This is a genomic window from Acinetobacter sp. 24-47-66 (assembly GCF_056779755.1).
Window position 1 is genome coordinate 64367 of the sequence record NZ_JBWYIL010000013.1, and the last position, 21739, is coordinate 86105.

General features: G+C 39.8%; 21 protein-coding genes and 2 tRNA genes. 16 read left to right on the forward strand and 7 right to left on the reverse strand.

Features of this window, described 5'->3' with window-relative positions:
- The first annotated feature begins 10 nt into the window (after nt 1-10).
- Genes AC1M84_RS11755 through galE form a run of 3 tightly spaced genes read left to right on the forward strand, consistent with a single transcriptional unit; the run spans nt 11 to nt 3952 of the window.
- On the forward strand, nt 11-1267 hold the full coding sequence (locus AC1M84_RS11755; RefSeq protein ID WP_481595044.1) for a nucleotide sugar dehydrogenase: 1257 nt from the start codon (nt 11-13) through the stop codon (nt 1265-1267).
- On the forward strand, nt 1267-2940 hold the full coding sequence (gene pgi / locus AC1M84_RS11760; RefSeq protein WP_481595045.1) for a glucose-6-phosphate isomerase: 1674 nt from the start codon (nt 1267-1269) through the stop codon (nt 2938-2940). The genes AC1M84_RS11755 and pgi overlap by 1 nt, the downstream gene beginning before the upstream one ends.
- Nucleotides 2933-3952, forward strand: coding sequence for a UDP-glucose 4-epimerase GalE (galE, locus tag AC1M84_RS11765; protein ID WP_481595046.1), 1020 nt, complete (start codon nt 2933-2935; stop codon nt 3950-3952). Before pgi ends, galE begins: the two co-directional genes overlap by 8 nt.
- 40 nt (nt 3953-3992) lie before the next feature.
- Here galE and AC1M84_RS11770 read toward each other — a convergent pair whose 3' ends face one another.
- The 3 genes from AC1M84_RS11770 to AC1M84_RS11780 all read right to left on the reverse strand — a co-directional run bounded on the left by AC1M84_RS11770 (nt 3993) and on the right by AC1M84_RS11780 (nt 5830).
- Nucleotides 3993-5363: a phosphohexomutase domain-containing protein gene (locus AC1M84_RS11770; RefSeq protein WP_481595047.1), complete on the reverse strand. Its 1371-nt coding sequence runs from the start codon at nt 5361-5363 to the stop codon at nt 3993-3995.
- 271 nt (nt 5364-5634) lie between these two features.
- Nucleotides 5635-5710, reverse strand: a tRNA-Gly gene (locus AC1M84_RS11775).
- A 47-nt stretch (nt 5711-5757) separates the two neighbouring features.
- Nucleotides 5758-5830 (reverse strand) — tRNA-Gly (locus tag AC1M84_RS11780).
- Between the two features lie 226 nt (nt 5831-6056).
- On the opposite strand from AC1M84_RS11780, the gene AC1M84_RS11785 reads away from it, so the two are divergent.
- The 5 genes from AC1M84_RS11785 to AC1M84_RS11805 all read left to right on the forward strand — a co-directional run bounded on the left by AC1M84_RS11785 (nt 6057) and on the right by AC1M84_RS11805 (nt 8915).
- Complete coding sequence (locus AC1M84_RS11785; protein ID WP_481595048.1) at nt 6057-6365, forward strand: BolA family protein; 309 nt, start codon at nt 6057-6059, stop codon at nt 6363-6365.
- A gap of 26 nt (nt 6366-6391) precedes the next feature.
- Nucleotides 6392-6784: a SirB2 family protein gene (locus tag AC1M84_RS11790; RefSeq protein WP_180028969.1), complete on the forward strand. Its 393-nt coding sequence runs from the start codon at nt 6392-6394 to the stop codon at nt 6782-6784.
- Between the two features lie 79 nt (nt 6785-6863).
- Nucleotides 6864-7700 (forward strand): ParA family protein, encoded by an 837-nt coding sequence (locus AC1M84_RS11795; protein WP_180028975.1) that lies wholly within the window; start codon nt 6864-6866, stop codon nt 7698-7700.
- Nucleotides 7701-7735: 35 nt separating this feature from the next.
- On the forward strand, nt 7736-8125 hold the full coding sequence (locus AC1M84_RS11800) for a hypothetical protein (protein ID WP_416202022.1): 390 nt from the start codon (nt 7736-7738) through the stop codon (nt 8123-8125).
- Nucleotides 8126-8324: 199 nt separating this feature from the next.
- On the forward strand, nt 8325-8915 hold the full coding sequence (locus AC1M84_RS11805; protein WP_481595049.1) for a LysE family translocator: 591 nt from the start codon (nt 8325-8327) through the stop codon (nt 8913-8915).
- Nucleotides 8916-8988: 73 nt separating this feature from the next.
- On the opposite strand, the gene AC1M84_RS11810 is transcribed toward AC1M84_RS11805, so the two are convergent.
- Nucleotides 8989-9636, reverse strand: a complete 648-nt coding sequence (locus tag AC1M84_RS11810) for a DedA family protein (RefSeq protein ID WP_035268957.1) — start codon at nt 9634-9636, stop codon at nt 8989-8991.
- 198 nt (nt 9637-9834) lie between these two features.
- On the opposite strand from AC1M84_RS11810, the gene AC1M84_RS11815 reads away from it, so the two are divergent.
- The 6 genes from AC1M84_RS11815 (at nt 9835) to AC1M84_RS11840 (ending at nt 15500) form a co-directional block, all read left to right on the forward strand.
- Entirely contained in the window at nt 9835-10251 is a 417-nt protein-coding gene (locus AC1M84_RS11815) for a DoxX family protein (protein WP_180028966.1), read from the forward strand.
- 233 nt (nt 10252-10484) lie between these two features.
- Nucleotides 10485-12053 carry a glutamine-hydrolyzing GMP synthase gene (guaA, locus tag AC1M84_RS11820; protein ID WP_481589363.1) on the forward strand — a complete coding sequence of 523 codons (1569 nt, stop codon included), beginning with the start codon at nt 10485-10487 and terminating at the stop codon, nt 12051-12053.
- A 684-nt stretch (nt 12054-12737) separates the two neighbouring features.
- On the forward strand, nt 12738-13688 hold the full coding sequence (locus tag AC1M84_RS11825) for a pirin family protein (protein WP_481595050.1): 951 nt from the start codon (nt 12738-12740) through the stop codon (nt 13686-13688).
- A gap of 22 nt (nt 13689-13710) precedes the next feature.
- Nucleotides 13711-14109 (forward strand): OsmC family protein, encoded by a 399-nt coding sequence (locus tag AC1M84_RS11830; protein WP_035268969.1) that lies wholly within the window; start codon nt 13711-13713, stop codon nt 14107-14109.
- A gap of 136 nt (nt 14110-14245) precedes the next feature.
- On the forward strand, nt 14246-14887 hold the full coding sequence (locus AC1M84_RS11835; RefSeq protein ID WP_481595051.1) for a glutathione S-transferase family protein: 642 nt from the start codon (nt 14246-14248) through the stop codon (nt 14885-14887).
- A 1-nt stretch (nt 14888) separates the two neighbouring features.
- A complete protein-coding gene (locus AC1M84_RS11840; RefSeq protein ID WP_228133282.1) occupies nt 14889-15500 on the forward strand; it encodes an alpha/beta fold hydrolase in 612 nt (203 codons plus the stop codon).
- Nucleotides 15501-15547: 47 nt separating this feature from the next.
- Here the strand turns inward: AC1M84_RS11840 and AC1M84_RS11845 are convergent, their stop codons facing one another.
- The 3 genes from AC1M84_RS11845 to AC1M84_RS11855 all read right to left on the reverse strand — a co-directional run bounded on the left by AC1M84_RS11845 (nt 15548) and on the right by AC1M84_RS11855 (nt 18951).
- Nucleotides 15548-16156, reverse strand: coding sequence for an SPOR domain-containing protein (locus AC1M84_RS11845; protein WP_035268975.1), 609 nt, complete (start codon nt 16154-16156; stop codon nt 15548-15550).
- 132 nt (nt 16157-16288) lie between these two features.
- Entirely contained in the window at nt 16289-18079 is a 1791-nt protein-coding gene (gene argS / locus AC1M84_RS11850; RefSeq protein ID WP_481595052.1) for an arginine--tRNA ligase, read from the reverse strand.
- A 269-nt stretch (nt 18080-18348) separates the two neighbouring features.
- Nucleotides 18349-18951: a hypothetical protein gene (locus AC1M84_RS11855; RefSeq protein WP_180028962.1), complete on the reverse strand. Its 603-nt coding sequence runs from the start codon at nt 18949-18951 to the stop codon at nt 18349-18351.
- A gap of 297 nt (nt 18952-19248) precedes the next feature.
- On the opposite strand from AC1M84_RS11855, the gene AC1M84_RS11860 reads away from it, so the two are divergent.
- The gene (locus tag AC1M84_RS11860; RefSeq protein WP_481595055.1) at nt 19249-20949 is read left to right on the forward strand and encodes an NAD-dependent malic enzyme; all 1701 of its coding nucleotides are present in this window, start codon (nt 19249-19251) and stop codon (nt 20947-20949) included.
- Nucleotides 20950-21105: 156 nt separating this feature from the next.
- Nucleotides 21106-21739 (forward strand): phage late control D family protein (locus AC1M84_RS11865; protein ID WP_481595053.1); only part of this gene is annotated, 634 nt, incomplete at its 3' end.

Below are 21739 nucleotides of genomic sequence, written 5' to 3' on the forward strand. Positions count from 1 at the left end.
GAGCATCGCTATGAATATTGCAGTATTTGGTCAGACCTTGTATGCAGGGGTTATGGCAGCATTGTTGGCTGAATATGGCCATCAAGTCTTCTGGTGTGATCTTTTAAAAAAACCAGCATCGGAACAGGTGTATGCTCAAGATCAATCTGTACAACAGCTGCTTGAGAAATTACATCAGTCTGGTGCAATAAAATACTGTACATTTGCAGCGATTCCCCTTGATGTGGATGCCTATTTTTTTAGTTTTAATCCGACTGAGCAATTGCAAGGCATTGAAATACTCAAAGCCCTCAAACATCGCACAATCAGTCATCCTAAATTAATGATTAATGCATCCACATTAGGTTTACATGGAACCCAAAAGTTTGCTGAACTATTGCCTGAAGATGATTGGGTTTATGTACCAGATGTGATCCAAGAGGGCAATGCATTACGTAGCCTGACACAAACCTCACAACTGGTCGTTGGTTGTGAAAGTGATCGTGCTAAACGTGTACTACAAGAGTTATTACGACCGCTCTTTCCACGTGAGCAACAATATCTATTTATGCCTGTGTTAGATGCGGAATTTACCAAGTTAAGCGTATCTGGCATGCTGGCGACCAGAATCAGTTATATCAATGATTTAGCTGTTGTCGCCGAAAAATTAGGTATCGATATCGAGCATGTACGCCAAGGCTTAGCGGCAGATAGTCGTATTGGTCCTTCTTATTTATATCCAGGTGCAGGGTTTGGTGGGGAAAATTTCTCGCATGATGTGCAAACCTTGGCGAGCACCGTTTCTGGTACTGGGGCCAAGAGTCAGCTTTTAGCACAAGTTTGGGAAATTAACGAACAACAAAAGGAAATCCTCTTTCGAAAATTATGGAATCATTTTCAAGGGGATTTGAAGGGCAAAGTCGTGGCGATTTGGGGGGCTTCTTTTAAAGAAAATACGGCTCGTATTCAACAATCCCCGATTCATGCCATGTTAAAAGCTTTATGGGCACAAGGGGTTGTCGTTAAACTTCATGATCCACAAGCCTTGAGCGAAATTGAACAGGTGTATGGTCAGCGCGAAGATTTAATTTATTGCCAAGATCAATATGAAGCAGTGGATGATGCGCATGCGCTTTGTATCCTCACCGCGTGGAAACAATATTGGTGTCCAAACTATCAAATTCTTAAGAAAATCATGCAACACGCTTTAATTTTAGATGGTCGTAATATTTTAAATCCCGAATATGTGAAGTCGCAGGGCTTTGCTTATAAAGGAGTAGGGCGTTAATGGAACAGCCAAATCAGAAATTGAATTCAGTCGCTGTTGAACAAGCGCTTTCCAATCTAGAGCTTTTAAAAAAACAACTTACACGTCAGCATTTACGTGATTTTTTTCAGCAAGATTCTCATCGCTTTCAAAATTGTGCGATTCATTTCGAGCCACTGATTTTTGATTATAGTAAGCAGCGTATTGATCGTTCTGTGCTGGATGCTTTAGTTGATCTGGCTCAAAGCTGTGACTTAGCAGGTTGGATTAAGCGCTTATTTTCTGAAGAGCTGATCAATTACACAGAAAGTCGAGCAGCCATGCATTGGGCATTACGCTTGCCGCAAGATCATGCTGAACATTCACAGATCGCCAATCAAGTGCATCAGCAACTTGATCGTATGTATGCTTTGGTTGAGAAGATACATATGGGGCAGTATCGCGGTGCATCAGGTGAAGTGATTCAAGATGTTGTCAATATTGGGGTAGGTGGATCAGACCTGGGTCCATTGATGGTCAGCCATGCGCTCTCGGATTTTAAGCAAACCACTCAAAAACCATTGAATGTGCATTTTGTATCGACCATGGATGGAAGTCAGCTGTCTGACTTGCTGCATAAACTGCGTCCTGAAACCACGCTGTTTATTATTTCTTCCAAGTCATTTGGCACCATTGATACTTTATCCAATGCGCAAACGGCGCGCTTGTGGCTCGAAAAAGCATTGGGTGAAGAGCTTGCCATTCTAAAACACCATTTTATTGGGGTGTCAACCAAGCCTGAGAAAATGACCGAATGGGGAATCTCACCTGAAAATCAGCTCTTGCTTTGGGATTGGGTGGGTGGTCGTTATTCACTATGGTCATGTATTGGTTTGCCTATTGCATTAAGTATTGGCGTAGAGGGGTTTAAGCAATTACTCGCAGGGGCTTATGCGATTGACCAACATTTTCAAAGCACCGCTTTTTCACACAATATTCCGGTGTTGATGGGATTGCTGGGAGTATGGAATAGTAACTTTCTAGCAATGAAAACCCATGCAGTTTTACCCTACGATGGACGACTCAAATACTTTGCTGCGTATTTGCAACAATTGGAAATGGAGTCCAACGGTAAATCTGTGCAACGCAATGGTGAGAAAACCACGGCAGATACCTGCCCGATTGTATGGGGTGAAGTCGGCCCCAATGCTCAACATGCTTTTTATCAGTTATTGCATCAGGGTACACAGGCGGTCAGCAGTGATTTTATAGCGCCTGTCAAACGTTATAATGGTGACCAATATACCTATGTAGATAATGCCGAGGCGCTGAAGCAACAGCATTATCTGGCATTATCCAATTGTTTGGCGCAGTCACGATTATTAGCTTTTGGCAATGATGCTTTAAATCCTCAAGAGCTTGAGGGATTGCCGCTCTATAAACAATATGGAGGTAATCAGCCCAGCACGACAATATTGATAGATGAGCTCAATCCTTATAGTTTGGGTATGTTGATTGCTTTGTATGAGCATAAAGTGTTTGTGCAATCTGTCATTTGGAATATCAATCCTTTTGATCAATGGGGTGTGGAAAAAGGTAAAGAAATTGCCAATCAACTCTTGCCGATTCTAAATGGTGAACAAAATGATTTGTCCAAGCTTGATGCGTCGACACAAGGTTTAATACAAATATTGATGGGAAAAGACAATGCCTAAAGTATTAGTGACGGGTGGTGCAGGGTATATTGGTTCGCATACCTGTGTTGAATTGCTCAATGCAGGGCATGATGTTGTTGTTCTTGATAATTTATCGAATAGCTCACCAGAATCTTTGAATCGCGTTCAAGCTTTAACCTCTAAATCTTTAGAATTTATCGAGGGTGATATTCTTGATCAAGCGATTTTAGATCACATTTTTCAAGCGCATCAGATTGACGCCGTGATTCATTTCGCAGGCTTAAAAGCGGTAGGTGAAAGTCAGCAAATCCCATTGAAGTATTTCGAGAATAATATTTCTGGCTCGATTAGCTTAGTCAAAGCGATGGAACGCGCCAATGTTTTTAATTTAGTCTTTAGCTCTTCTGCAACGGTGTATGATGAAGGCAATGTCTCTCCACTGAATGAAGAGATGCCGACAGGCATGCCAAGTAACAACTATGGCTATACCAAACTGATTGTTGAGCAGTTATTGCAGAAACTCGCACAAGCCGATGCACGCTGGTCAATTGCATTGTTGCGTTACTTTAACCCAGTTGGTGCGCATAAAAGTGGGCAGATTGGTGAAGATCCACAAGGCATTCCAAACAACTTAATGCCTTATGTGACTCAAGTGGCTGTCGGTCGTCGTGAAAAACTATCAATTTTTGGTAATGATTACGATACCGTCGATGGCACGGGTGTGCGTGACTATATCCATGTGGTGGATTTGGCGAATGCCCATTTATGCGCACTGGAAAATCGTTTAAATGCACAAGGCTGTCGTGCTTGGAATATTGGGACAGGCAATGGCTGTTCGGTGCTAGAAATTAAAAATACCTTTGAAAAAGTCAATGGTATTGAGATTCCTTTCGAATTTGCACCGCGTCGTGCAGGGGATGTCGCAACATCATTTGCAGATAATGCGCGTGCAGTTGCTGAATTGGGTTGGACGCCAAAATTTAATCTGGAAGATATGTTGGCGGACAGTTGGAATTGGCAAAAACAAAACCCAAATGGTTATCGTGAATAAAAAAAAGGAGCGTTTGAAACGCTCCATTTTTTATGAGGTTTTAAGCTTGAATGAGTTGAGTGAGCTCATCGACATAAGCTTGCATCGGCTTCGGATTTTTGTCTTTACGGCTTTCAATATTTAAACGGAGTAATGGCTCTGTATTTGAAGCACGTACATTTAAACGCCAAGCACCAAAATCCAAACTGACGCCATCCGTTTCATCAATGGCTGGATTTTGATTTGCGAAATGATTAAAGATGTTCTGAATGGTTTCTTTTGTATCCGCAACTTTAAAGTTAATCTCGCCAGAACATGGGAATTTTTCAATCATTTCCTCAACCAGAGCAGAGAGTGGTTTAGCCGTTTCAGAGACAACTGAGATTGCTAATAACCATGGAATCATGCCACTGTCGCAATAGGCAAAATCACGGAAGTAGTGGTGCGCTGACATTTCACCGCCATACACTGCATTGTGTTCACGCATTTTATCTTTAATGAAGGAGTGGCCTGATTTCGATTGTACTGCTTCACCTTGATATTGTTCAACGATATCGAAGGTATTCCACACCAAGCGCGGATCATGCACAATTTTTTCGCCTTTTTGTTTCAACAAAAATGCTTGTGCTAAGAGACCGACGATGTAATACCCTTCAATAAATTGACCTTTTTCATCAAAAAGGAAACAACGATCAAAGTCACCATCCCAAGCGATGCCCATGTCAGCATGATGTTGCAGTACAGCATTGGAGGTACTTGCACGGTTTTCGACTAAGATGGGGTTGGGAATACCATTTGGGAAGTTGCCATCTGCTTCATGGTGAATTTTGATAAATTCAACTGGAATATTCAGGGTTTTAAATTTTTCTTCGATCGCATCGATCACATGACCTGCAGCACCATTCCCCGCATTGACCACGAGTTTTAGTGGTTTGATTTTAGCAGGGTCAATATAGGTCATCAAATGATCAATAAATTCAGGCAAGATATTATAATGCTGAGTTGTACCTTTGATTTCGACTGCTTTAAACTGATTTTTTTCAGCAAGAAGTTGGATATCTTTTAAACCCGAGTCTGCACCAATCGGACGAGCATTTTCACGTACAAGCTTCATGCCGTTATAGTCCATCGGGTTATGGCTGGCTGTTATTTCGATCCCGCCTTGCACATCAAGATGGAATGAACCGAAATAAACTTCCTCAGTCCCAGTCATGCCTAAATCTAAAACATCAACACCTGCATCATTCAGGCCATTGATGGTAGCTTGTTTAAGTGCTTCACTGGTTAAGCGAACATCGCAACCGACTACCACTTTTTGAGGTTGATAAATTTCGCCATAAGCACGTCCAACACGGTATGCGATATCTTCATTGAGTTCTGTGCCCAATTTTCCGCGGATATCATAGGCTTTGAAACAGGTTAATTTTTCCATGTTAAGGTTCTAATCTATTGAGCAAATTGAATACGAAAATTATAGCGATTTTGATCTAAGTACGGCATGGGTTGAGATGAAAAATTACATTTAAATTCAGTAAATTAATTTACGTTATGATGCTTATTGTTGGTTGTAAATCAAGCAGCGCTCATAAGTGGATGAATTTTTTTGGAAAAAATGTAGTGAAACTTTATTGGATGTAAAAAATTGAATTTATAAAAATTTAATAATAAAAAAGCCCTGATATTGATCAGGGCTTTTTTGAATCTGGAGCGGGAAAGGAGACTCGAACTCCCGACCCCAACCTTGGCAAGGTTATGCTCTACCAACTGAGCTATTCCCGCGGAGTCTATCAATTTTTTAATTGAAAAAACTGAATGAAAAAATTTTGAGCGGGAAAGGAGACTCGAACTCCCGACCCCAACCTTGGCAAGGTTATGCTCTACCAACTGAGCTATTCCCGCATGCCGTGTATAATACAGCATGAAAAATCAGGGTCAACAACTTTATAAAAAAATATCGTGTGATTGAATAAAATTAAAGCATTTCAATGTATTTCGCTTAATTTTTGATAGGTCTTAAGCTCAAGATTAAAGCGTAACTCTCCAATGGCGGTGTGGTTTATTTACTTTTTATTCTAAAACTTCACGGTATACTGCTGGCAACCAATGAATGCGTGTGGAATGTAGCATGACTTTAGAGCAACAATTAATTGAACGTTTACAACAATTGTCTCCTGTGCACTTGGACGTGGTGAATGAGTCATCAGGTCATGGTGGCTATTTCCCTGGTAAAGAATCGCATTTTAAAATCACTGTTGTAAGTGAAGTGTTTCAAGGCTTACGTTTAGTACAACGCCATCAAAAAGTATATGCACTGGCGGGTGACCTATTGAGTCCAGGAAAGATTCATGCTTTGGCGATTCATGCTTATGTGCCAACTGAATGGACTGGTCAAGCGCCAAATAGTCCTGAATGTGCACATGCACCGAAAGCTTAAATTTTAAAAGTAGGAGAGTGGCTGAAATGGATACACACTTAGTCATTAAAATCGTGCATATGTCGAGTTTGCTCTTGTTGATCATTGCTGTATTAGCACGTGCGACAACCTTATATTTTGGCGTCGAAAATCAACAACCCAATCCGAAAGGACGTAAGGCTTATGTTGCGCTTCAACATTTGGCATTTACTTTGGTCATTGGGACAGGCTTGATTTTATTGTTTTTGAATAATTTTCAAGTTCAGCCTTGGTTCTATGCCAAAGTGGTCTTGGTGATCGTAATGTTATCTTCATTAATTAAAGCATACCGCCAAGATGCGTCTGTACTGTTAATTCAACGTCGTGCGGGGGTATTGATTAGTTGTGTCGCATTTATGGCCATTATTGGCATTGTGATGATTAAGCCAACTTTCGGTTAATTGTTAGACACAATCGCATAGGCTCTCACCCCTCTAGGTTAAACTTCATCTATAAAGTGAATTGAGCCTAGAGGGAATGATGCGTACACGTGTGGTGTTTAATCAAAAAGGTGGCGTTGGTAAATCCAGTATTACAGTAAACTTGGCTGCACTGAGTGCACATCAGGGTTTTAAGACACTTGTCATTGACCTCGATCCTCAGGCCAATTCCAGTCAGTATCTATTGGGGGATGATGCGACTTATAATGCCGATAAACCTGCACTAGAACCCAATATTGAAAATTTTTTCGAAGATGTATTGGCGAATCAGTCGAGCAAAGGTTTGATTGGTCAAGCCATTGGAAATTTGCTCAAAAATAAAAATAAAGGCTTAGAAGCTTATATACATCAGTCACCATTCCCATCTCTCGATGTTTTGCCTGCAAGTCCCTCGCTTGGTGCTTTAGAACATAGCCTCGAATCCAAACATAAAATTTATAAGCTGCGTGACGCGATTCAGCATCTAGCAGGGACTTATGATCGGATCTATATCGATACACCGCCTGCATTTAATTTTTTTACTTTGTCGGCATTAATTGCAGCAGACCGAGTGTTGATTCCATTCGATTGTGATGTCTTTTCTAAGCGTGCTTTAAACACGTTGATCGAAAACATCATGGAAACCCAAGATGATCATAATGATCGATTGGAAATTGAAGGTATCGTCGTTAACCAGTTTCAAGCGCAAGCAAAGCTTCCTCGTGAAGTGGTACAGCAGCTCAGAGATGAGCAACTACCTGTGCTCAATGCGATGTTGCCACCGTCGGTATTGATGAAAGAGTCTCATCATAAAAATATGCCGTTAATCTATTTAAATACAGATCATAAATTGACGCAGGCCTACCAATCATTGTTCAATGAAATCGAGAATAAATAAGATTTGAGAAGTGTATGAACTCACGCGCGATGAAAATGGTCATGCAACTTAGTGCAGTCGGTACGGTTGCTGTATTGATGACTGCTTGTGCGACGACGGTAAAACCGAGTTATGTTTCTCCGACGCAATATCAAGCATTGAACTGTGTACAACTTGGTGCTGAATTCAATCGTATTCAGCAGTATATCAATAATGGTGTACAAACGCCTAAACGTACAGGTGTTGGCGTTGGTCTAGGTGTTGGTGGTGGCTGGGGCCGTGGCGGTTGGGGCTTTGGTCCTTCAGTTTCCGTCAATATGGGACAGTCATCGAATACCAAAAATACTGAATTGTCGCGATTATATGGTGAGCAAGATGCGATCTCACAAGCGGCAACATTTAAAAATTGTCCTTATGTTCCTAAGCGTCAACAGCAAGCTCAGTAATTTAAAAGGGCTGTTCAATCTGAGCTTGAGCAGCTTTTTTTTAGCAAAATGTTTCAATGTAAATTTATTAAAAACAAATCTTTAGAAAATTATTAACTGAAAATAGACGCGACATTCATCATTCCTTCACTTTAAAAACTTGTCTTTAAATTCATTTTTCGTTTAAGGTGTGCCTCCTCTAAATTTCTGATTTTAATCTATGGTAGAAAGTTGGCTTTATATTTTTGCAGTGTTCGCGGTATTACTTATTCCCGGTCCAACCAATGCATTATTGGCTAGCGCAGCACATCACCATGGCGTATTAAAAGCATTCTATTTCGTACCTCTTGAATTACTGGGTTATATCTACGGCATTGGCATTTGGGCACTGTTGGTGCATTTAACCCTACCAATTTGGCCAATGCTGATTCATATCTTACATTTGGTGAGTGCAGTTTATGTGATTTGGATGGCTTTTCATTTATGGAAAGCTTCACACCTTAAGCAATTGAGCCAAAAAAACATTCGAATGAGTCGCAGTCATCTTTTTAAATCGACATTGAAAAATCCAAAATCTATTTTGTTTGCAGTTGGTATTTTTCCAGCATGGACTTGGGATTCTTTTCAAAACTATTTTTTAGTTTTGGGTGTATTCACCTTATGTTTAATTCCATGTGCTTTATTTTGGATGTATTTTGGTCGTAAAGTCTTGGCAGGGAATCAGACGGTGGTCAGCGCAGATCGCTTATACAAAGGTTCTGCTATGTTACTTATGCTCAGTATGTTACCTGTCATTATTGGATTTTTCTAAGCCATTCAATATTTTGTAGTGATAAAAAAAGCAAATTCTTGGTGGAGAATCTGCTTTTTGAAGTCTAAGATCATTACATCATTTCGGGATTTTTCTTTGGGAAAAACTTGTGGCGAATAAAGCCAATGATCCCCGGCAATACGCTTAGAATAATGATTCCGAAAATTAAATGGGTGAAATTATCTTTCACGATCGGCATATTACCGAACAAATAACCCAAGGTGATAAACGAAGAAATCCACAAGAAAGCACCAACGACATTGTAAGTAATGAAGTATTTGTAGTTCATGCTTCCTGCACCAGCGACGAAGGGTGCAAATGTACGCGCGAATGGGACAAAACGCGCAAAAATAATGGTTTTACCGCCGTGTTTTTCGAAGAATTTTTGCGTATAAACCAAATGTTTTTTATTGATAAATCGAGATTCAATCTCAAAAACACGTGGTCCGATATATTTTCCAATATGATAATTTAAGGTATCACCCAATACTGCTGCCGTGAATAACAACACGCCCAAAAGCCACGGATCCATTGCACCTGTTGAGGCTGCTAAAGCACCTGCTGCAAACAGTAAACTGTCCCCGGGTAGAAAAGGCATGACCACCAAGCCCGTTTCTACGAAAATAATCAGGAATAAAATTCCGTAAATCCAAATGCCATAATTGGTAATAAATTCAAGTAGATGGTCATCTACATGCAGAATAAAATCGATTAAATCCATGAGGGGTGAACTGAGCAAAAATGTGTTCAAATGCTAACAGCCATCGGCGCTGATGTCAGTAGTCAATTGATTTAAATTATAGGTGAATTATTGTTCTGATTATGCAACGCTGATTCTTTGTATTGATTATTTATCCTAAAAATAAAAGCTACTAATCTAGGGTCATTACCAAAAACAAAACATAGATAGGTCAACCCAATGTTTAATCCAAATCAAGTGATTCAAAAAATTGTTGCTCAACCCACAGTGCATGCAACTTTAACCTTCGTCGCACGTGTCCTTTTAGCATATATCTTTATTGTGGCGGGATGGGGCAAACTCGCAGGTTATAGCGCGACAGTTGGATATATGGAAGCGATGGGTGTGCCAGGTGCATTATTGCCAATAACCATTTTGGTTGAACTGGGTGGAGGCTTAGCACTGTTGTTTGGGGTGCAAGCACGATTATTCGCAGCAGCTTTAGCTGGTTTCAGTTTAGTTACCGCATTTCTTTTTCATGGTACACCTGAAGATTCGATACATTTCATGAAAAACTTTGCTATGGCGGGTGGTCTAATCTTTCTCGTATTGCATGGTGCAGGTCAATGGAGTATCGATCAGCGTTTTGAAAAATAAATGACAATTACGCAATGCAGGCGAAATGACAGAATTATTCGCCTGCTGCATCGTGATCTGAATGTAACTCAAAGGCTTGAATGATCAAAGCAATCGACTGAAATTGTTGAATAAAAAGACAATATTTAATAATAATGTATTGAAATATAGAGAGATTTGAATAGTGTGCGTAAGCTTAATAAAAATGATAGAATAGCGCGCTAATCCTTCGTTAGCCTTTCATAGTTGTTATCATGACTACCAATACTCAAATTACCGAAGATCGTATCCTGATTTTGGATTTCGGCTCTCAATATAGCCAATTGATCGCACGTCGTGTACGTGAATCAGGCGTATATTCTGAAATGTATGCTTTTGATATGTCGGAAGAGGACATCCGCGCATTTAATCCAAAAGGGATTATTCTTTCAGGTGGTCCTGAGAGTGTTCACGTTGAAGGCAGCCCACGTGCGCCAGAAGTTGTGTTTAACTTAGGCGTACCAGTATTGGGTATTTGTTACGGTTTACAAACGATGTCTGCTCAGTTGGGCGGTAAAGTTGAACCGGGTACAGTTCATGAGTTTGGCTATGCTGAAGTCGATATTAAAGTACGTGATGCTTTAATTGGCGATCTTGAAGATTCAGCAGACAAATTGAAAGTATGGATGAGTCATGGCGATAAAGTGACTCAAATTCCAGAAGGTTTCCAAATTACTGCAAGTACACCAAGCTGCCCAGTGGCAATGGTGTCTGACGAAGCTCGTCGTTTCTACGGTATCCAGTTCCACCCTGAAGTAACCCATACTGCTAAAGGTAAAGAGTTACTTGAGAACTTTGTACAAAAGATCTGTGGTTGCCGTAGCCTATGGAACTCTGAAAACATCATTGATTTACGTGTTGAACAATTACGTGAACAGATTGGTGATCAGAAGGTTCTTCTTGGTCTTTCAGGTGGTGTAGATTCATCTGTTGTGGCTGCATTGCTTCACAAAGCAATTGGCGATCAATTGACATGTGTATTCGTTGACAATGGTCTTCTTCGTTTAAATGAAGGGGATCAAGTGATGGAAATGTTTGCGAAAAACATGGGTATCCGTGTGATTCGTGCTGATGCTGAGCAACGTTTCCTTGACGCTTTGGCAGGTGAAGTTGATCCTGAAGCAAAACGTAAAATCATTGGTCGTGAGTTTATCGAAGTATTTGCTGAAGAAGCACGTAAGCTTGATGGCGTAAACTTCCTTGCGCAAGGTACGATTTATCCGGATGTGATTGAATCTGCTGCAAGCAAACAAGGTAAAGCGCATGTGATTAAATCACACCATAACGTGGGTGGTTTACCCGAAGATCTCGCTTTTGAATTGGTTGAGCCAATTCGTGATTTATTTAAAGATGAAGTACGTCGTTTGGGTACGACTTTAGGTTTACCATTTGAGATGCTTTATCGTCACCCATTCCCAGGACCAGGTCTTGGTGTTCGTATCTTGGGTGAAGTGAAGAAAGAGTATGCTGACATTCTTCGTTTAGCCGATGACATCTTCATGCAAGAACTTCGTGCAAGTGGTTGGTATGATAAAACTGCACAAGCATTCGCTGTATTCCAACCAGTAAAATCTGTGGGTGTAGTCGGTGATGGTCGTCGTTATGCATGGGTGATTGCACTTCGTGCGGTTGAAACGGTTGACTTTATGACGGCTCGTTTCGCACATCTTCCTTATGATCTTGTTGATAAAATCTCTACTCGTATCATGAACGAGATTGCAGAAGTTTCACGTGTTGTTTATGACGTATCGTCTAAACCACCTGCTACGATTGAATGGGAGTAATTTAGGGCTTTCAAGAAACAACGTTTCTTGCCTAAATTACGCCAAGGGCTGTCCCAGCGGCAGTGAGGGATTTCGGACAGCATGGCTGTCCGCTTGAATTACTCCAAGCGCTGCGTGCGCGGCAGTATCTGAATCAAGACATGTCCCAATAGAAAGGACGCTTATGCGTCCTTTCTATTTATTATCTAAAATTTAATTTAGAAGAATTCTATGTTTGAAGGAATAGTCAAAATACGTAAAGCATAGGAAGTCATTAGCCCAAATAACATTGTTTTAAGAAATTCCCCAAACTCTTGTTGTGGCAATGCAAGCAATTTGATTGCTACTTACTTAGAATCTAAAGGATATGGTGAATTCCAATATATTTTAGGAAAAAATATAAAGGAAACAGAAAGTCTGCTTGGCTTTTAAATGTAGGAAGTAGATATATATAGTTGATCTAACAGCAGATCAATTTAGATTGGATAAAATTATTTATACATTAGAGCATGAGTATCCTTTATCACAGTTATTTCCAAAACTATTAAATCAAGGGCGGGCAAGCATTCTATTTTTAATACATACAAAACTCCAATTGTCCTACTCATAGTATTCAGCGTATTAAGTCTAAGGTGGTTCAATTTGCATGACCTTGTTAATATCTATAACAAAGATAGCCATTTGCCAAACTTTTAGGATAACAACATGACCAATAATACTTATACCGAATTGTCTCATTCAGAAGACTGTGAAAAGCACGCCAACCAATTGATTCAGGAATTTCCACTGCGCCGTGCAGAAATCGGTCAAGGGACAGTGATCAAACGCGCTTTACCAAGTCGCCATAAGCGTATGATTGGCGCATGGTGCTTCTTAGATCATGCAGGTCCTGTGACATTTGAAGCTGGACAAGGTCTAGATGTTGGGCCACATCCACATATTGGTCTTCAAACCTTTACTTGGATGATTGAAGGGACCATGTTGCATAGCGACAGCTTAGGGACAACAGATCAGCTGATTCAGCCCAAGCAAGTCAATCTCATGACCGCAGGTCGAGGTATTTCACATACTGAAGTCGCGCCAGCGAATGAAACAAAAATGCATGCTGCCCAACTTTGGATTGCATTGCCTGATGACAAACTTACCATCGATCCAGCTTTTAATCACTATCCTGAATTACCCGTGGTTAATCAGTCAGGTATCGAATTTACGGTATTGGTCGGTGAGTATCTAAATACAGTATCACCAGTCAAAGTACATACTGAGCTTTTAGGTGTTGATTTATTTGCGCAAGCAGCCACAAAGGCACGTTTACCTTTAAATCCAAAGAATGAATATGGATTCATGGCGCTTGAAGGTACAGCAACTATTAATGGTCATCATTTAGATGAAGACAATATGGTGATTTTAGAGCCAGGGCTAGAATATGTGGAAGTAGAAATCCATGACAATAGTCGTGTACTGCTTTTGGGCGGTGAGCCATTTGAGTCACCAATTTTATTATGGTGGAATTTCGTTGGACGTACGCAAGAAGAAATCAAAATTGCACGTGATCAATGGATAGCAGAAGATCCACGTTTTGGGTCAATTCCATCATACCAAGGCGAGCGTTTGAAAGCTCCGATATTGCCTGATAGCATGCGTCCATCTAAATAATAAGACAAAGAAGGAAAATAAAATGGCAACGATCGCAAATGCAAAGGTCACCACACTACCTGAAAAATGGGGTGGTGAAATTCAATCTGGTCAGCACACATTTCTCACCGATAAACCTGAATCATTCCAAGGTTTAGATCGTGGGCCTGCACCGTATGATTTTATTTGTTCAGGATTAATTTCCTGCACAATGATTACATTACGGATGTATGCTGAGCATAAAGGACTGGATTTAGGCGAATTTAGTGTCGAGGCAGATTTTAAAGCCAATAAGGAAGGGCAGGAATGGATTGAGCGTCGTTTAAGTTTTAAAACTAACTTGGATGAAGCGCTACAAGAAAAAGTTTTAAATGTGTGCCAAAAAACACCAGTTACTAAAACAATGCTCAGAAGTGTCGAAATTAAAACAACAATTATTTAAATATAGACAACTTAATACGCATCAACATTCTGTATTTTTGTAATTTATAGCTAAAAAGAAGACATTTTGTGTAAAGCAGGATGTCTTTTTTTTATTCAAAATGGCTATATAGAGAGAAATAAAATTAGGTGGTCTTATGCTGACATTACATCATTTAGAAAAATCACGTTCTTCAAGAATTATTTGGGCGCTAGAAGAGTTGGGTGCTGAATACCAAATTCAACATTATAAAAGATTGCCAACTTACGCCGCTCCACCAGAATTGAAGAAGGTTCATCCTTTGGGGAAATCACCAGTGATTACTGATGATAATTTAGTAATCGCAGAATCTGCGGTGATTTTAGATTATCTGGCAGATCGCTATGATAACCAGCATCAATTTAAACCCCAGTCACAGCCTGACTTAACACAATATCAGTATTGGATGCATTACGCTGAAGGCTCATTAATGCCACTTTTAGTGATGACCTTAGTTCTCTCGTTTGTACCTCCTAAAGTACCTTTTGTGATTCGACCAATTGCCAATAAAATTATTGATGGGGTGACTGATGGATTTATACAACCGCGTCTCGCTGAACATATTCAATTTTTAGAACAGCATTTGGCGCAACATGAATTTTTTACATCTCAGTTTTCATTTGCAGATATCCAAATGAGTTTTCCCTTGATCGCGATGGATGAGCGCTTAAATGGAAAATATCCGAACATTCATGCGTATGTAAAACGCATAAAACAAAGACTTGCTTATCAGCGAGCGGTCATCAAGGGTGGTGATTAAGATGGCAGATCAGGCAGTGAAATTAATCTTCCTGCCCGGAGCATCTGGCAGTACTGCATTTTGGAAACCTGTTCAATCACATTTTGAATCTGAGTACGACACGCACATCATTGCTTATCCCAGTTTTGGTGAATATCCTGATCATCCACATGTAAATTCAATGTCAGATTTGCAAGATTATGTATTTGATCATCTTCAGCGTCCAAGTATTCTGATCGCTCAATCTATGGGTGGGGTCATTGCTGTTCAAGCGGCGTTGAGGTATCCAAAATTGATTCAAGGTTTGGTGTTGGTCGCTACGTCAGGTGGCGTTGATTTAACACCATTTCATGTTAAAGATTGGCGTGCAGAATATCAAAATGAATATGAAGTGCCGCACTGGTTTATTGATGATGAAACCAAATTAGATGAACGGCTTGCTGAAATTGAATGTCCTGTACTATTAATCTGGGGCGGAGATGATGACATTAGTCCTGTCGCAGTAGGTGAGTATTTAAATCACGCTTTTAAGTATTCAGAGCTGAATGTGATCCCGAACGGACAACATGACTTAGCTAAAGTTTATGCGCCAGAGTGTATTTCTTTTATTCAGCGCTACTTAGCAAAATTTTAGGTTTGCTCTAGACTAAAAAAGGATGCTAATCGCATCCTTTTTTTTGATTATCGTTTTACAACGATTGAATCAATACCGCTGTGTTGTAGGGTTTGCTGAGCGATGACAGCAGCTTCTTGAGAGTCATAAGGTCCAGAGACAACCCGATACCAGGTTTGACCGCCTTCCGTGGTTTTAATGACATCTGCAGATAAGCCGTTGAGAATAATTTCAGCACGACGTGCATCAGCACTGTCTGGATCTGGATAACTTCTGACTTGTAAAAGGTAGCTACTTGCCACGGGTTGAGGTTCTGCATTTTCAATCAGTTCACCCTCGGTCGTTGTAGCATCAGCAACCACAGGTGCTTCCACGATGACAGGTGCGGTGTTCACTTGCTGATTTTCAGGTACAGCTTGATCGGGGATTGGAGTCACTTGTTGTTGAGGCAATAAATCGTAGAAGCGATAATCTTTATTCGTATCTTCTTGATAATGTTCAGATTGAATATCATTGCTTTTTGGTTGGACTGGCGCCCACGGTTTCCATAGCATTAAGGCTACGGCAAAACTCAGTACAATTAAAATCAGAACAAGCATACCTAACCATTTTGGTATTAATGGTTGTTTAGGTTTGTTAGGTCTTTCTGATACACCACGCTGCGTTTTTCCAAACACTTGGAAACCTCTCTTATTTTAAGATCATGCAATGGAAAATTGGATTACCATCACATGGAATTTTTATCTCATTTTTTTCAGTAATAAAAGTCTAAAGAGGTGAATCTTTTAAAAAGATTCACCTTCGATGACTTACATACTTTCAGGTGCAGAAACGCCTAAAAGCTCTAAACCATTTTTCAATACTTGACGAACATTTACCGATAACAACAAACGTGCTTGGGTCAGATCAGCATCATCACCGAGTACTTTATTTTCGTTGTACCAACCATGGAACAATGCTGCAAGTTCTTTTAAGTAGTTACCTACTTGATGCGGTTCATGGCTGTTTGCAGCACGTGCAAGAATTTCAGGGTATGCTGCAAGTTTTGCTAAGATTTCAGTTTCAGCTTCTAATTCAAGCTTTGCGGCAAAACCACGCGCAGTGGTCGCATCGAAGTTGATGTTCAAGCTGCTTGCTTTTTCTAGCATACGACAAATACGTGCATGAGCATATTGAATGTAATACACCGCATTGTCTTTACTTTGAGAAACCGCGAGATCTAGATCAAAGTCGATGTGCTGTTCAGACTTACGCATGACATAGTAGAAGCGAGCAGCGTCGTTGCCGACTTCTTTACGTAGATCACGCAATGTGACAAATTGACCTGAACGAGATGACATTTGAACCATCTCACCACCGCGCCATAGGCTGACGAATTGTACTAATAACACAGTCAGTTTTTTTGAGTCATATCCCATCGCATCAATCGCTGCTTTTACACGTGCGATATAACCGTGGTGGTCTGAACCCCAAATATCAATAATGTCAGTATAACCACGCTGAAGTTTATTCAGATGGTAAGCAATGTCAGAAGCGAAGTAAGTGGTTTGACCATTACGACGTTTTACAACACGGTCTTTTTCATCACCAAATTCTGTTGATTTGAACCAAATGTTGCCATCTTTCTCATAGAGGAAGCCGCGTTGATCAAGTGTTTGTAATGCTTCTTCAATTTTTTCAGTCAATGATGCTTCACTAAACCATTGGTTGAAAGTCACACCAAATTCACCAAGATCATCTTTAATATCATCAAGAATTGCTTTTAACGCAGCTTGATGAAAAACGCGATAACCTTCACCTATTAACGTCTGCGAGTTAAAAATTAGACCATCAATGTGTTTTTCTTTATCGCCAGAAATTACAACCTTGTTACCTTCGGCATCAAGTTCTTCAGCATACTGCACATCTTCTGGCACATCTTTATAAACATCAGCTACAGGGCGAACATATACATCGCCGTCTTGATCAATAATGCTTTGTGCGATTTCTTTGACATAGTTGCCTTGGTAAGCATTTTTAGGGAATACTAATGTTTGACCAGTTAACTCAAGGTAACGTAGATAAGTAGACGTCGCTAAAATATCCATTTGACGACCAGCGTCATTCACATAGTATTCACGATCCACTGTAGCACCAGTTGCTTCAAGTAAATTCGCAACCGTCATGCCATATGCTGCGCCACGACCGTGACCAACATGTAAGCTTGATGTCGGGTTCGCAGAGACAAACTCAACTTGGATTTTTTTCGTAGCATTTACTTGTGTACGACCAAAATCATTAGCTTGTGCCTGAATAGCATCAAGAACAGCAAAACGTTGGTCTGCATTCAAGAAAAAGTTGATAAAACCAGGACCAGCGATTTCCGCTTTACTGATATCCGCAACTTCTGGCAGTGCAGCAAGAATTTTTTCTGCTAAATCACGAGGCTTCATACCTGCAGCTTTAGACGCGATCATTGCGATATTCGAAGCGAAGTCACCATGGCTTCGGTCTTTGGTTCGCGTTAAGTTTCCGCTGTTGTTAAAGTCAGATGGGAGGACCCCTTCAGCTTGAAGAGATTGCACTGCATGATCGAGAGCTGCTTGTATTGCCGTATTCATAATTTATCGAAAAATTAATGTCGCAGAAAAACGACAAATATAGCAAATTTAGCGCTCATTAGCGAAGCAGATTTGCGTTGAATAAAACTTATCCGACATAAAAAATAATAAAATCAGTTTTTTTAATCACTATGCGCTATTTGCAGAATTAACGATGATGAAATTAATCTTTTACATCTAATGCATATCGATGATTGAATTGAGCCTGATTGTCTTTATCTCATTTAATGTGAATTTAAATAGAAATCAGGCAATTTTATGACTCGAAATTAAGCCATACACGTGACAGGCTTATTTAGTAATTCTGCTTTACCATTTTGGAAAGTGTATAACTTAGATGCATGGAAGATTTTAATGGTTTTGGCCTTTTGAGCAGCAGTTTGAAATGTCGCTAATTTTTTTTGATTCGCCAAACTAAAAGGATTTCCGTAATTCTTATTGTCGAGTAGTACTTGGATCGTTCCAACTTCAGGCTGAAGACTATTTAAAATTTCTGATCCTTCCGCATTTTGTATGCTGAGACTTGGTTTTTGGACACTATTCTTACAATTTAAGCGCAGGAACAGCATGTGACCATCAACTGCTTTGTTTTGTAAGTCATAAATTCCTTGAAGGTCATTTTCGATATATACCCACTGACCAATCGGCATATTTTGTTTAAGTTTCTCAATTTGCTCGAGTGTTGTTTTACTAATATCGACAATGCCTTTTTTATCAATTTCAGGGGTCTTATCGGCGCGTGCTAAACCCACCATTGAAAGTGCTTTATCACCGACCTTTGAGGTTGTGTCAGTGATGGTTTGGCAACCCGTTACATTTAGCAGTGAAATAATAGTTAATGGCAAAATGGCAATTTTAGCTGTAATTTTCATGTGGATCTAATAATGAAGTAAAAATACGATTGAATCCGATATTAGCTGAATCGTTCAGATTAGTTTGCAAAAAAAAGTTAATAAACATGAATAATACATTTGAAATGTGACAATTTTATCTATTTTTCTATCAATAGAATAATGGATTGAAGTTATAAAATTTAAAAATACTGCCAATATTATTATCAATTTTATAAATATACATTTGTCTTCATTTCGGCTTAAGCTATTTCTTAAATAAATGGTAAAAATGAAATGAAAAGGGTCTGAATTTAGGCCTGATCCATGAGATTAGAGATGACAACTGAACACACTGAAGTAAAACACCCTCTTTATACCCCTTATGCTGGCTTTACTTTGCTTGAACTACCTCTTCTTAATAAAGGCTCTGCGTTCACTGAGGAAGAGCGAGCAAGTTTTAATCTAAACGGTTTGCTGCCTCATGTGATTGAAACGATTGAAGAGCAACACCAACGTTCATATCAACAATTTACGTCATTTCATGACGACATTAATAAGCATATTTATCTGAGAAATATACAAGACACCAATGAGACTTTGTTTTATCACCTCATAGAAAATCATTTATCAGAAATGATGCCGATTATTTATACCCCAACGGTAGGTGAGGCTTGTCAACGATTTTCTGATATTTACCGCCGTCATCGTGGTGTATTTATTTCATATCCTGATCGTGCCAACATCGACGATATTTTACAAAATGTGAATAAGAACAACGTCAAAGTCATTGTAATCACAGATGGTGAACGCATTCTTGGTTTAGGTGACCAAGGGATTGGTGGGATGGGAATTCCAATCGGAAAATTATCTCTCTATACCGCATGTGGTGGTATTAGCCCAGCTTATACATTACCCATTACATTGGATGTAGGAACCAATAATGCACAGTTGCTAAATGATCCAATTTATTTAGGTTGGAATCAGCCTCGTATTAGTGGTGATGAATACTATGACTTTGTGGATGACGTACTTCGTGCGATTAAACGCCGTTGGCCAAAAGCTTTGATTCAATTTGAAGATTTTGCTCAAAAAAATGCAATGCCATTGCTGGAAAAATATCGTAATCAATATTGTTGTTTTAATGATGATATTCAAGGCACTGCTGCTGTTGCAGTCGGCAGCTTAATCGCAGCAAGTCGAGCTGCAGGAAAACAATTACGTGACCAGAAAGTGGCATTCCTTGGTGCTGGTTCAGCGGGCTGTGGTATCGCTGAGCAAATCATTGCGCAAATGGTGGCTGAAGGTTTGAGTGATGCTGAGGCAAGATCACGAATTTATATGGTCGATCGTTTTGGATTATTGACCGATAATCAACCAAATCTTTTAGATTTTCAGCGTAAACTGGTTCAAAGTTCAGAAAATGTATCCGCGTGGGCTAATGCGGAAGGCATCATTTCATTGCTAGATGTTGTAAAAAATGCACACCCGACTGTGTTAATTGGTGTCTCTGGACAACCGGGTTTATTCACTGAAGAAATTATTCGAACTATGGCATCCAATTGCGAGCATCCTATTGTATTGCCATTGTCGAATCCAACGTCGCGTGTAGAAGCTGTACCAGCAGATATTATTCAGTGGACGGACGGTCGCGCTTTGATTGCAACTGGTAGTCCATTTATGCCTGTTAATTATCAAGATAAGCTACACAATATTTCTCAGTGTAATAACTCTTATATTTTCCCAGGGATTGGCTTAGGGGTGATTGCTGTGCAGGCAACGCGTGTTACAGACAATATGCTGATGGCATCAAGTATGGCGTTGGCAGATTGCTCTCCAAAATTGCAACACCCTGACGACGACTTACTTCCTGATCTTAATGATTTGCAGAAAGTCTCCCGAATCATCGCGTTCAAGGTTGCCAAAGCGGCGATTGAGGATGGTGTTGCCTTGCCATTGAGTGATGAGCTGATCGAAAAAAGTATTGAAGATAATTTCTGGAAGCCTGAATATCGCCGTTATAAGCGAATTCCATTTTAAAAAAACTTGAATTTTCAATATAAATTCATTGGAAATAAATAGGAATCAATGCGTTGGTTCCTATTTTTTGTTTAGAATAATTACAATATTTAAAAGCAAGATTGAGCGGAATACGCTACAATTTTCAAAAATCATAATAATAGCTTTAATCATTCTATGCTCAATAATATCAATTCAATTATAGAAGGCTTGGGTCTTAGCCCGCAAAAGCGCGCCTTACATATTAAATTTTCTAATCCAATATTAGATAGCCAAGTTTTCATTCAACGAATTCAGGGTCAACACTTTATTAATCAAGGCTTAAAAGCTGAAGTATTATGCTTATCGACGAATGCGCATTTACAACTTAAGCAATTCATTGGTTGTTTAGTGGCTGTCGATCAAGTTACGGATCTTGGAAAATTAGCTCGGACTACTGGGATTGTGACAGGGGTGAGCCAAGGTCAAAGTGATGGAGCGTTGACCTTATATAAGTTGACTGTTGAAGATGCAACTTCACTTTGGCACAAACGCCGTAACAGTCGCGTATTTATGAACAAATCCGTGGTTGATATCACTGAGATTATTTTTAAAGAGTGGCAGACGAAAAGCGTGTTATTTAGTACCGCTTTGAGTCTGTCAACGGCGGGTTTAAAAGCATCATATGATATACGTCCATTTGTGATGCAAGCCAATGAATCAGACTATGATTTTCTAACACGCTTACTACGCAGTGAAGGCATTAACTGGCTCATTGATGAAGCCCAACCGATTGTACCGAGCAACAACAGCCCGATCGAAGCACAAAAGC

Coding starts and splice junctions, on each gene's coding strand:
- AC1M84_RS11810 (WP_035268957.1), bottom strand. CDS start 9,636: ATGGATTTAATCGATTTTATTCTGCATGTAGATGACCATCTACTTGAA.
- AC1M84_RS11785 (WP_481595048.1), top strand. CDS start 6,057: ATGACTTTAGAGCAACAATTAATTGAACGTTTACAACAATTGTCTCCT.
- AC1M84_RS11855 (WP_180028962.1), bottom strand. CDS start 18,951: ATGAAAATTACAGCTAAAATTGCCATTTTGCCATTAACTATTATTTCA.
- AC1M84_RS11860 (WP_481595055.1), top strand. CDS start 19,249: ATGACAACTGAACACACTGAAGTAAAACACCCTCTTTATACCCCTTAT.
- AC1M84_RS11755 (WP_481595044.1), top strand. CDS start 11: ATGAATATTGCAGTATTTGGTCAGACCTTGTATGCAGGGGTTATGGCA.
- AC1M84_RS11790 (WP_180028969.1), top strand. CDS start 6,392: ATGGATACACACTTAGTCATTAAAATCGTGCATATGTCGAGTTTGCTC.
- AC1M84_RS11770 (WP_481595047.1), bottom strand. CDS start 5,363: ATGGAAAAATTAACCTGTTTCAAAGCCTATGATATCCGCGGAAAATTG.
- AC1M84_RS11795 (WP_180028975.1), top strand. CDS start 6,864: ATGCGTACACGTGTGGTGTTTAATCAAAAAGGTGGCGTTGGTAAATCC.
- AC1M84_RS11830 (WP_035268969.1), top strand. CDS start 13,711: ATGGCAACGATCGCAAATGCAAAGGTCACCACACTACCTGAAAAATGG.
- AC1M84_RS11835 (WP_481595051.1), top strand. CDS start 14,246: ATGCTGACATTACATCATTTAGAAAAATCACGTTCTTCAAGAATTATT.
- AC1M84_RS11840 (WP_228133282.1), top strand. CDS start 14,889: ATGGCAGATCAGGCAGTGAAATTAATCTTCCTGCCCGGAGCATCTGGC.
- AC1M84_RS11805 (WP_481595049.1), top strand. CDS start 8,325: ATGGTAGAAAGTTGGCTTTATATTTTTGCAGTGTTCGCGGTATTACTT.
- guaA (WP_481589363.1), top strand. CDS start 10,485: ATGACTACCAATACTCAAATTACCGAAGATCGTATCCTGATTTTGGAT.
- AC1M84_RS11815 (WP_180028966.1), top strand. CDS start 9,835: ATGTTTAATCCAAATCAAGTGATTCAAAAAATTGTTGCTCAACCCACA.
- AC1M84_RS11800 (WP_416202022.1), top strand. CDS start 7,736: ATGGTCATGCAACTTAGTGCAGTCGGTACGGTTGCTGTATTGATGACT.
- galE (WP_481595046.1), top strand. CDS start 2,933: ATGCCTAAAGTATTAGTGACGGGTGGTGCAGGGTATATTGGTTCGCAT.
- AC1M84_RS11825 (WP_481595050.1), top strand. CDS start 12,738: ATGACCAATAATACTTATACCGAATTGTCTCATTCAGAAGACTGTGAA.
- pgi (WP_481595045.1), top strand. CDS start 1,267: ATGGAACAGCCAAATCAGAAATTGAATTCAGTCGCTGTTGAACAAGCG.
- argS (WP_481595052.1), bottom strand. CDS start 18,079: ATGAATACGGCAATACAAGCAGCTCTCGATCATGCAGTGCAATCTCTT.